8 protein-coding genes and 1 riboswitch are annotated in these 10,435 nt (G+C 53.2%); of the genes, 3 read left to right on the forward strand and 5 right to left on the reverse strand.

The annotated features are described in order from the left end of the window. Positions 1-229: 229 nt before the first annotated feature. Positions 230-802 (reverse strand): pyridoxal 5'-phosphate synthase glutaminase subunit PdxT, encoded by a 573-nt coding sequence (gene pdxT / locus JOD20_RS25880; RefSeq protein WP_204758060.1) that lies wholly within the window; start codon positions 800-802, stop codon positions 230-232. Between the two features lie 165 nt (positions 803-967). After that, positions 968-1,849: a pyridoxal 5'-phosphate synthase lyase subunit PdxS gene (pdxS, locus tag JOD20_RS25885; RefSeq protein WP_204758061.1), complete on the reverse strand. Its 882-nt coding sequence runs from the start codon at positions 1,847-1,849 to the stop codon at positions 968-970. 177 nt (positions 1,850-2,026) lie between these two features. Further along, positions 2,027-2,145: riboswitch (cobalamin riboswitch) on the forward strand. Between the two features lie 93 nt (positions 2,146-2,238). Between pdxS and JOD20_RS25890 the strand changes: the two genes are divergently transcribed. The 3 genes from JOD20_RS25890 (at position 2,239) to JOD20_RS25900 (ending at position 5,682) form a co-directional block, all read left to right on the forward strand. Further along, the gene (locus JOD20_RS25890; RefSeq protein ID WP_204758062.1) at positions 2,239-3,354 is read left to right on the forward strand and encodes a prenyltransferase/squalene oxidase repeat-containing protein; all 1,116 of its coding nucleotides are present in this window, start codon (positions 2,239-2,241) and stop codon (positions 3,352-3,354) included. 238 nt (positions 3,355-3,592) lie between these two features. Next, the gene (locus tag JOD20_RS25895; protein ID WP_204758063.1) at positions 3,593-4,495 is read left to right on the forward strand and encodes a ribonuclease E domain-containing protein; all 903 of its coding nucleotides are present in this window, start codon (positions 3,593-3,595) and stop codon (positions 4,493-4,495) included. Further along, the gene (locus JOD20_RS25900) at positions 4,492-5,682 is read left to right on the forward strand and encodes an energy-coupling factor transporter transmembrane component T family protein (RefSeq protein WP_204758064.1); all 1,191 of its coding nucleotides are present in this window, start codon (positions 4,492-4,494) and stop codon (positions 5,680-5,682) included. Before JOD20_RS25895 ends, JOD20_RS25900 begins: the two co-directional genes overlap by 4 nt. On the opposite strand, the gene JOD20_RS25905 is transcribed toward JOD20_RS25900, so the two are convergent. The 3 genes from JOD20_RS25905 to JOD20_RS25915 form a co-directional block, all read right to left on the reverse strand. Then, positions 5,669-7,012 carry a S41 family peptidase gene (locus tag JOD20_RS25905; protein WP_204758065.1) on the reverse strand — a complete coding sequence of 448 codons (1,344 nt, stop codon included), beginning with the start codon at positions 7,010-7,012 and terminating at the stop codon, positions 5,669-5,671. The genes JOD20_RS25900 and JOD20_RS25905 overlap by 14 nt on opposite strands. A gap of 76 nt (positions 7,013-7,088) precedes the next feature. Beyond that, positions 7,089-8,171, reverse strand: coding sequence for a M20/M25/M40 family metallo-hydrolase (locus JOD20_RS25910; RefSeq protein WP_204758066.1), 1,083 nt, complete (start codon positions 8,169-8,171; stop codon positions 7,089-7,091). Between the two features lie 21 nt (positions 8,172-8,192). Next, on the reverse strand, positions 8,193-9,932 hold the full coding sequence (locus JOD20_RS25915; protein WP_204758067.1) for a peptidoglycan D,D-transpeptidase FtsI family protein: 1,740 nt from the start codon (positions 9,930-9,932) through the stop codon (positions 8,193-8,195). Positions 9,933-10,435: the final 503 nt, after the last annotated feature.

The raw sequence follows: 10,435 nt of genomic DNA on the forward strand, positions 1-10,435 counted from the left end.
GATCATCACCCACCTCCTGACCCACCAGCCACTTCTCGTGGGACGGTTTTATCCGGAACCATGGTCACCCGTGTTAACTACCTACCCTTGAAAGCTCACCCCAGCCCCCTCTCCCGTGGCGCGGGCGAGGGGCTTTCATGCCGTGGTTCTTGCGCAATTCGTTGGTAAAACCGCTGCTCCCCCTCGCCCGCGTTCAGTGGGAGAGGGGGCTGGGGGGTGAGGGATCGAATTACAAGCCCAAAAACAATTCATGAAAACGGGCATCGCCAGTTAATTCAGGGTGAAAGGCGGTGGCTAAGAGTTTGGCTTGGCGTGCCGCCACGATGCGGCCATCCTCTAGGCTGGCGAGGGTTTCGACCTCAGCGCCAACATTATCGATCTGCGGGGCGCGAATAAAAACTGCGTGAAACGGTTCTTCGCCGAGGGCTGGCACGTTCAAGTTGGTTTCAAAACTATTAACTTGGCGGCCAAAAGCATTGCGACGCGCCGTAATATCCATCAAGCCAAGCGCTGGCTGGCCTTCAGCCCGACCTTCGGCAATTTCCTTGGCCAGCAAAATCATGCCTGCGCATGTGCCCCAAATTGGCATACCTTCGCTGGCTCGTTGCTGAATTGGCTCTAGCAAATCGAAGCGTACCAACAATTTGCCAATCGTTGTGCTCTCGCCACCAGGAATAATCAAGCGCTCGACTTGGGCCAGTTGTTCAGGCAAGCGTACTTGCACCGTTTCAACCCCCAACCCTTGCAAGATCTGCTCATGCTCAATAAACGCGCCTTGCAGCGCCAAAACTCCAACAGGCATAAAAACCTCTTTTTAAGTCTGAATTATGAGGGATGAAGGATAAAAAAAGGATGAATTATGAAGTATGAAATAGGAATTATCCAACTTTCATAGTTCGTAATTCATCCTTGCAATTATGAAGGTGAATGTTCATCCTTCATAATTCATCCCTCATCCTTCGGGAAATTACCAACCGCGTTGGGCCAGCAACTCGTTGGCCGGAATCGTATCGATATTGATGCCGACCATGGCTTCGCCCAAGTTGCGGCTAATTTCAGCCAACATTTTGGCATCGCGGAAGTGGGTGGTGGCTTCAACGATTGCCTTGGCGCGCTTGGCTGGGTTGCCCGATTTGAAAATACCTGAGCCAACGAACACGCCATCAACGCCCAATTGCATCATCAAGGCAGCATCGGCTGGGGTGGCAATGCCGCCAGCAGCAAAATTGACGACTGGCAAGCGGCCTAATTCAGCAATTTGCTTGACCAATTCGTAGGGAGCTTGCAAGTTTTTGGCTGCTACAAACAACTCATCGGGATCGAGGGTTTGCAAGCGGCGAATTTCGGCAAACATTGTGCGCGCGTGACGCACAGCTTCAACCACGTTGCCCGTGCCAGCTTCGCCCTTGGTGCGAATCATGGCTGCGCCTTCGGTGATGCGGCGCAGCGCTTCGCCCAAATTGCGTGCGCCACAGACGAATGGCACTTTAAAATTATGCTTGTTGGTATGATTTTCTTCATCAGCAGGCGTAAGCACTTCGCTCTCGTCGATGTAATCAACCCCAATTGCTTCGAGGATTTGCGCTTCAACAAAGTGGCCAATCCGCGATTTTGCCATCACCGGAATGGTTACTGCTTCAATAATCCCTTGGATCATTTCGGGATCGCTCATGCGCGAAACGCCGCCATCTTTACGAATATCGGCTGGAACCCGTTCGAGCGCCATCACGGCAACTGCGCCAGCTTCTTCAGCAATTTTAGCTTGGTCAGGCGTAACCACATCCATAATCACGCCGCCCTTGAGCATTTGGGCCAAGCCGACTTTGGTAGTAAAGGTTGAAGTTTCCATTGCAATTCCTCTGGTGGATTGATAATTTTAGCTGTCATGTCAATCAGACAGCCGCTATTGTACCATGCATCCTCATGACAATCGATCAACATTGCGGGGGGACAAAGGGGGACAATCGCCCATGATCGCCAATTTTGACGGGGCGTACTGGCCTATGGTACGATCAGCACAATCAATCATAAATTGCTATTCAAATGTTGTGCAAACAGTTGGGGGAAATCCGGTGCAAATCCGGTGCAGTCCACGCTACGGTAAGCCTTTGGCGAAGCCCGAATACCCATTGAGTAGTTGATTTCTGGGTTGGCTTGCGTTGGCACAAGCACAACCAACGCGTTGTTATCTGTTCCTTAGCCAACTTGGCTAAGGTTTTTTTGATTAAGGAGATCGCTATGCTCCGACGAGCAGCTATCCATCGCTGGTTATTGGTATTAATGGCCGTGTTTGTGGCGCTTCCCGCTGCGGCTCAAGCCCCAACCGAAGGCGCAAAAGCAGCAGCTTGGATCGTTTCACAAGCGCAGGCCGATGGTAGTTTTCCTGGCTTTGGCTTGGGCGAAACCGCCGATGCAGTCTATGCCTTGAAGGCCAGCGGCTTGAAAGTTGATACCAACGTTCAAAGCTTTGTCGAAAAGAACGCCAGCGCCATCGCCGCCAAGCCTGGGGTTGCCGCCAAGTTTGTGTTGGCCGAATTGTTGCTGGGCTACAATCCCCGCTCAGTTGGCGGAGTCGATTTGGTAGCCGCCGTCACTGGCAGCTACAAAGCTGATAGCGGCATGTATGGTGGCGATGTAACCACCCACGCCTTGGCTTTGTTGGCTTTGAACGCAGCTGGTGCGCCAGTTGAAAACAAAGCGCTCAACACCGTAGCAGCAGTGCAAATCGCCGACGGTTCGTGGTCGTTCAGCGGCGATACCAGTGCCGGTGCTGGCGATACCAACACTACGGCCTTGGTCATCCAAGCCTTGGTCGCAGTTGGTCAAGGCAAGAGCGAAAGCGTTAGCAAAGCAGTGGCCTACTTGCAAACCCAGCAAAATAGCGATGGCGGCTTTCCATACGCCAAAAATTCAAGCTATGGCAGCGCCACCGATGCCAACTCAACCGCCTTGGTAATTCAAGCAATTATTGCCAGTGGCGGCAACCCAACCGCTGCCCCTTGGGCCACCGCCACTGGCAACCCATTGAGCGCTTTGTTGAGCTTGCAAAATGCAAGTGGCGCGTTCCGCTACGATGCAGCAACCCCAGACGACAATGCTTTTGCGACCTACCAAGCTACGCCAGCCTTGTTCTTTGTGACCTATCCATTGAGTGTGTTGGCAACTGCACCGCAACCAACCGCCGTGCCAAACACACCAATGCCAAGCACGCCAGTTGCAACCGCTACGCCGAAGCCAAACACCCCAATCACCTTGCCTGATACTAGCGCACCAGCCTTGCCATTGTGGCCAGTTGTGGTTGGCTTGGGGTTAGTGTGTATTGTGGCTGGTTTGGGCTTGCGCCGAATCGGCTAAGATTTATTCCCTCACCCCCAGCCTCCTCCTTACAAGGGTAGGTTTTGAGCAATTGGTCGGCGGTGGAGCGTTCCCTCACCCCCAACCCCCTCTCCCACGAAAGCGCGGGCGAGGGGGAGCACCCGTGGATTTCCGACGAATCATGCGAAATCCACCATGTTAAGCCCCTCCCCCGCGCCACGGGAGAGGGGTTGGGGTGAGGGGTTCGCAAACAATTACGAAATAGGAAGCAAATCTCATGCGTCGTTTGCTGGTAGTAATAGTTGCCATGGCCATGCTGTTGCTTGGCAATTTGGCTCAATCGATTGCCGCCCAAGGTGATGGGCATCAATATCATGCTGCGGTGGTGGTGCAATATGCCTCTGGTGCGGTCGATGCTCGTTGCGTTGGCTTCGATCAAGAATCGATCAGCGGCTACGATGCCTTGCTGGCAGCAGGTTTTAATGTGGTAGCCGAAGGCTCGTCAATGGGCGCAATGGTTTGCTCGATTGATAGCGTGGGCTGCGATTACCCCAATGAATCGTGTGCCTGCAAATGCCAAGGCGGCGATTGCACCTACTGGGCCTATAGCCATTTGATCGACGGCGTGTGGCAATATTCCAAGCTCGGTGCTGGCTCGTCCAAAGTGCGCGATGGCGCAGTCGAAGGCTGGGCTTGGGGTGGCGGCAGCGTCGAACGTGGCTCGACACCACCAATTATTAGTTGGGGCGAGGTTTGCGCTGCCCAAGCAGCACCAGTCGCAACCGTAGTTCCAGCAACGGAAATTCCAGCAACAGCTACCAACGAGCCAACGGCAATTCCAGCCGCCAATACAGTCGCTCCAACGCTAGTTGCGGACAGTCCAACGATCACACTCAGCCCAACTAGCGCCGCAACTGCACCATTAGCAACCCAAGCAGAGCCAAGCGCAACCAATGTTGCCAATCCAACCAGCGTTGCTAGCCCAACCATTGCCCCAACCGAGCAAGCAACCGCAACTGTAAGCGCAACCAGCGCACCAACTGCGACCAACAGCGTGGTTAGCACGCCCAGCCCTGAGCCAAGCAGCAGCGGCTCAAACACCACCAACTATCTTATTTTTGGGGTGATTTTGTTGGCCTTGGCGAGTGCTGGCATCTGGAAGCGCCAAAGCAAACGATGAGCAGCGACGTTTATCAACCAGCAACTGGCCGTGCTCGTGAAGCACTCAACCAAGTCGAGCCAACAACCGCCAGCAAGGAATGGTCGAGCCAAGCCAGCCAACGCCAGCGCCGCATTGCCCGACCATGGGAAGGCGGCCATAGCTTGGCATGGGTTGTTTGGCTAATTGCAGCATTAGCCTGCATCAGCCAAACCGATCAGCCATTGTATTTGGGGTTGATTGGCGCAGTAACCTTGGTTATTTGGCAACATTGTGCCTTGGATAGCCCATTTCAAGCAGTTGTGCGGGTGATGTTGCAACTTGGCGGCGTGCTGTTTGGCTTTAATCTGCTGTTTAGCGTCATTACCGCGAGCATACTGCGTGGCCAAACTGTGTTGTTTGAATTGCCAAGTTGGCGCTTGCCGCAATTGCTTGGCGGCATTCAACTGGGCGGGCTAATTACCGCCGAACAATTAGCCAGCGGAGCTGTGCGCGGGCTGCGTTTGTGGACATTGTTGCTGGTGGTTGGCACCTTCAACGCCTGCGTCAATCACTATCGGCTGTTGCGCCGCACGCCGCAAGGCTTTTTTCAACTGGGCTTGGTGCTGACGATTGGCTTGGCTTTTATTCCTCAAACGTTGCTGCGGTTGCGGGCTATTCGTGATGCCCAACGGTTGCGCGGCCATCGCTTTCGTTCGTGGCGCGATGCCCTGCCCTTGTTCGTGCCCTTGCTCAGCGGCGGTTTGGAGCAATCGCTGACCTTGGCCGAGGCGATGGAAGCCCGTGGTTTTGGTCGCACCCAGCGCGGCAAAATCGCGGCGCGCTGGACATGGCTGGGTTTGGCGGGGGTACTGCTCGTCTGTGCTGGAGTTTGGGCTTTATTTTTCTATCGCACTGGCAGCGCGGCAGCAATGCTTGGTTGGCTGGGCTTGGCGCTCGGTTTGCTTGCCATGCTGAGTTATTGGTGGCAAGCCAATCGGCTGATTGTACGCAGCAGTTATCGCCGCGAACAGTGGACCCGCCAAGCAACAATCATCACGCTTTTGGCAGCGCTAGCGCCAGTTGGCTTTTGGCTCGCTCGCCGTTCAGGCATTGCCATGGTGTATAAAATTTACCCCAAAGTAACATGGCCGCCCTTCGAGCCAATCGTAGCAATTGCAATTTTGGCGTTGTTAGCGCCACTGCTGTTTAAAGCTAGCGCTCGCTAAATGACACAATCGCTTGCAAAATAGCCGGATCATTGGGAATTGTGTATTTAGTCCAATCTTCGTCAATCACAATGTTGGGTTGCACGCCGCTGGTTTCAAAATTGCGCCCATCTGGCAATTTAAAGCCCTCTTGCGCCACCCACAAGCGCGAGCCATCATCAAAATTATATTGAAAAATTGTTTCGGTATTGCCTTGGCTGGCTTGGCCAAGCACCAATGCGCCATTAAATTGCAGTGTTCCAGCCAGAACTTCAGCATACGAAGCGCTATCTTTATCGATCAACACGGCCAGCGGCACGTCGCGCAACTGCTCGTACAACGCGCCAGGCTTAATCGTTAATGGATACAAATTATCTTGACTGTAGAAATTGCCAACCTCGCCGCTAACAAATTGGCCCAAAATGCCTTCAAGCACGCTCCGCCAGCCGCCACCATTGGATCGTAGATCCAAAATCAGGCCTTCGAGGGGCTGATCGTTAGCCAGCAATTTGCGTAGTTCGCTCTCCACTTGGGTATGCATATCGTCGGCCCATAAGCTTGGAATCAGCAAATAGCCGACGGTTGGGGCGTTGGGCAAACGGCGGCCTGCTGGCGTAATTTTGCCGATCACAGGCTTGCGCGTAACCACCAACTCACGCGGGTCGGATTGCGGCGTTTGCACCGTCAAGCGTACTTGACTGCCATCGGGGCCGCGAATTTGGTCGGAACTGGTAAAGGGCTGGCCTTCGACAGCGGTAATCCGATCACCGCGCATCAAGCCAGCTGCTTGGGCTGGGCTATCGGGGAAAACCAACGTGATAAAGGCCGCGCTTTCTTCGTGAATGGTCAGCACGCCAATGCCAACATAGCTATCGGTGCCATTGGCAACCGCATCTTCCTGCACTGCCTCGACTGGGCGGGCAAAGCGCGAATGTTGATCGTTGAGCTTGCCAACCATACCTTCAAGAATCGTATACAGCGTTTCATCATCGGGCGCTGCTTGTACTTGCGGCTCAATTTCGCTGCGCACAGCGGCCCAATCCACGCCGTTAAAATCGGGATACAGATAATGCTCGTTTACGGTTTGCCAAACATCGTTGAACAAGGTCAGCCGCTGATCGGCGGTCATCGTTGGCGCGGGAGTTGGCGTTATTGGCGTAACGTCAGGCGTTGAGGTTGGATCAAGCGTTGGCAATGTGGTTGGGCTGGGAGCAAGGGTTGCGGTTGCCAACGCTACAGGAGCCGTGGTTGCGGTTAATGTTGGTGGCACAGTCGGGGTGGCCGCCCAAGGCAATTGGGGCGTACAACCAGCGAGCAAGACGATTAGCAAAAGCAACCAACGATAACGCATAACCACCCCTAAATGAAGCGTAAGCCGCCGTAAACTGCCCGCAAGCAGCACAGCGGCTTACTGAAAAACGATCGATTTAGATCATCAAGAGCATTTGTTCAACGATTTGAGCCGCCCGTTGCAATTGCACAACCGGAATAAACTCATCGACTGAGTGAATATTTTCGTAGCCAATCGCCAAGTTGGCAGTTTCGATGCCGTTGTTGCTGATAATGCTGACATCGCTGCCACCGCCTGTGACCACCAACGATGGCTCAAGCCCAATCGCCCGAATTGCTTGATTGAGCAATTGCACAATGGCAGCATCGGGGGCTAGCACGCTTGGGCCATAATGTTGCTTATGTTCAATCTCAACAGTTGCGCCAAATTTAGCTGCTGCTTGCTCCAAGGCGTTGCGCATCGTTTGCCATTGAGCATCGAGCTTGGCTTGGTTGCGCGAACGGGCTTCGCCTTTGACTACCACCACATCAGGCACGATGTTGTTGGCTTTGCCGCCCTGAATCGAACCAATATTGGCGGTCGTTTCGTCATCGAGTCGGCCCAACGGCATGGCGGCAATCGCATGCGATGCCACTTCAATCGCGCTAATGCCTTTTTCGGGGGCAACCCCAGCGTGGGCCGAAACCCCAGTGATCGTGGCGGTAAATGAATCGTGGGCTGGCGAACCAATACAGATCGCGCCAACATCGCCATTTAAATCAAAGGCCAAGCCTTGTTTCGCTTGCAGCTTGCTATAATCAAGGGCACGAGCACCATTTAAGCCAGTTTCTTCTTGCACCGTAAAGACTAATTCGATAGCACGATGCTGCTTGCCCGATTCAATCACTGCTTGAACACCTTCTAAAAAGGCGGTTACGCCAGCCAAATCATCGGCTCCAAGCACCGTATCGCCAGCGCTATAAATATTGCCATCGCGCAAAACTGGCTCTTTGCCATGACATGGCGCGACGCTATCCATGTGGGCGTTCAGCAACAACGGAGCGCCAGCCCCGGCCAAACGGGCAATCACATTGCCAATTGCATCTTGCTCGCAACTTAAGCCCAGTGCTTGGCAGCGCTCGATCAAATGCGCGGCCATGGCGGCTTCGCCACCAGATGGATTATCGATTCGAACCAAAGTAAAAAACGTATCGAGCAACCGATCTTGATTGATAGCCATGAAAAATCCTTCAAAAAACGCTTACGGATTGATTTCCAATGCTGCGGTCATGACAATGCCCGCCAACGAGCCACCAACACTGGTACCTTCGCCACCATTCTCAACCATCACCGCCACCGCATATTTGGGGTCGTCGAGCGGAGCCAACGAGATAAACCAAGCGTGCGGTGCGCCCAGCGGATTTTCGGCAGTGCCCGATTTGCCGCCAACGCTATAGCCTGGCACACCTGCCACGGTTGCGCCCGACCAGCCTTGTTCAACAACAGCTTTCATCGAAACCCGAATCCGCTGCGACACTTCGACACTCATTGGATCGCCGATTTTGCGCGGGCGGGCTTGATACAACTCGCCGCCTTGGGGCGTGGTCACACGCTCAACCAAGTAGGGCTTCATCATATCGCCGTTGTTACCAATCGATTGGGTCATCATCGCCATTTCAAGCGGCGTAACCAACAAGCGACCTTGGCCATAGGCAGTATCAGCAACCGCCACTGGTTGGCTCCACCAATCGTCGCCGTCTTCGCCGCCATACAGTTGGCTTGGCGCTGATGGCAAGTCGGTCAAATCGCCAGTATCGGGCAATTCATCGGACGGGTAAATATGAAAACGCCGCGCTTGATCTTCAAGCAAATTACGGCCCTCGCTTTGTAAGCGAATGCCATATTGGGCAAATGCGGTATTGCACGAGAAGGCATACACGCCATCAAGCCCAAACTTTTGGCCAAATTTCTGGGCAATATAGCCAGCTTCGTCATCAACTGCGTTGACCACTGGCACGCTCACGCCCTCTTGTGGGAATAATTCGTTGGGACAGGTAATTTCCTCAGGCTTGCCAACATCAGGATTATTCAAAACCCCAATTGCTGTGACCGTTTTGAAGATCGAGCCTGGTGGATATTGGCCTTGGGTCGAGCGAAACACCAAGGGCCGCGATTCATCGCTAATCAATGAGTTCCAATAATTAACCACCCGATCGCTTTCAGCAGCATAATCTTCTGCATCAAGCCGCAAGGTCAATTGCGATGGATCAAAGCTAGGCGTGCTAACCATAGCCCGAATTGCGCCAGTTTTAACATCCATTACCACGACCGAGCCAACCCGACCATCGAGCGCCTTGAAGGCGCGATCTTGCAGTTGGGCGTTGATGGTGAGCTGCACATTATTACCTTCGCGGGGGCGGCTAAACAGCTGATTTTGCAAATTTTGCCAGCTATTGCCCTTGCCACCAGCCAAATATTCGTTATAGCTACTTTCCAAGCCATACAAGCCATAGATGCTGCTAACGTAGCCCAAGGTATGGCCAAACGCGCGCATATCGTATTGATTGGCGATTGGATAGGTGCGATACGAGCGATTATCCGAAACGATCACATTTTCGGCCATGGTTACGCCTTGTGAATCGAAAATTGCGCCGCGCTTAATTCGGTTGGTGCTACGCACAAGCCGAATATTGCTGGTAACATTGCCATCGTCCTCAGCCACCACCCGATTATAAATTTCATCGGCACGAATAACCTGAGTGCGCAGCAATTGCAGCGTCAACATCGTAAAGCCAATGATCATAAACAAGGCTAAGTTTTGGGTTGCAGTATAAATTCCGGTGGCACGTTGGGTGCGAATCGGCCAAATCGCAAAACCACCAAGAATTGTGGCAGCCCACAAACATGGTAGCCAATGCTCTTCGAGCGACCACGGCACCATGCCATAGATGATCAAGCCAACCGCGATTAACCCAGCTACTGATTTCAAGAAACGCTGCATGCGACCGCTCTCCTGTAACCAAAACGTAGTTCCATTATAAAGCTAAATGGATCAGCCGCAATGAAAGCAAGCTGAAAGGTCAAAAGGCAGAAGCAAAGGCAAAATTCAGAAGGCAAAAATCAAAAGCCGAATTTGGCTATTGGCTATTGGCTATTGGCTATTGGCTGGAGGCTTTTGGCTATGGGCAACGCGTGGCATGCCCTCACCCCCAGCCCCTCTCCCACTGAACGCGGGCGAGGGGAGTACTGGTTTCGTGATTCCCCCTCGCCCGTTCGACGGGCGAGGGGTTGGGGTGAGGGAATCAAGCCATGGTTAACCTCATGAACCAGTACATCTCTGTTCTCTGTTCTTAGCTTCATCCTTCATCCTTGATTCCAATAACCAATAGCCTCCAGCCCATAGCCACAAATCCTTCATTCTTCATCCTTCATTCTTCATCCTTCATTCTTCATCCTTCATTCTTCATCCTTCATTCTTCATCCTTCATTCTTCATCCTTCATTC

This window comes from Herpetosiphon giganteus (genome assembly GCF_016907925.1).
GTDB classification, from domain to species: Bacteria; Chloroflexota; Chloroflexia; order Chloroflexales; family Herpetosiphonaceae; genus Herpetosiphon; species Herpetosiphon giganteus.

Bases quoted from the DNA above. Each gene is read 5' to 3' on its own strand.
- pdxT (WP_204758060.1), bottom strand. From the start codon at position 802: ATGCCTGTTGGAGTTTTGGCGCTGCAAGGCGCGTTTATTGAGCATGAG.
- pdxS (WP_204758061.1), bottom strand. From the start codon at position 1,849: ATGGAAACTTCAACCTTTACTACCAAAGTCGGCTTGGCCCAAATGCTC.
- JOD20_RS25890 (WP_204758062.1), top strand. From the start codon at position 2,239: ATGCTCCGACGAGCAGCTATCCATCGCTGGTTATTGGTATTAATGGCC.
- JOD20_RS25895 (WP_204758063.1), top strand. From the start codon at position 3,593: ATGCGTCGTTTGCTGGTAGTAATAGTTGCCATGGCCATGCTGTTGCTT.
- JOD20_RS25900 (WP_204758064.1), top strand. From the start codon at position 4,492: ATGAGCAGCGACGTTTATCAACCAGCAACTGGCCGTGCTCGTGAAGCA.
- JOD20_RS25905 (WP_204758065.1), bottom strand. From the start codon at position 7,012: ATGCGTTATCGTTGGTTGCTTTTGCTAATCGTCTTGCTCGCTGGTTGT.
- JOD20_RS25910 (WP_204758066.1), bottom strand. From the start codon at position 8,171: ATGGCTATCAATCAAGATCGGTTGCTCGATACGTTTTTTACTTTGGTT.
- JOD20_RS25915 (WP_204758067.1), bottom strand. From the start codon at position 9,932: ATGCAGCGTTTCTTGAAATCAGTAGCTGGGTTAATCGCGGTTGGCTTG.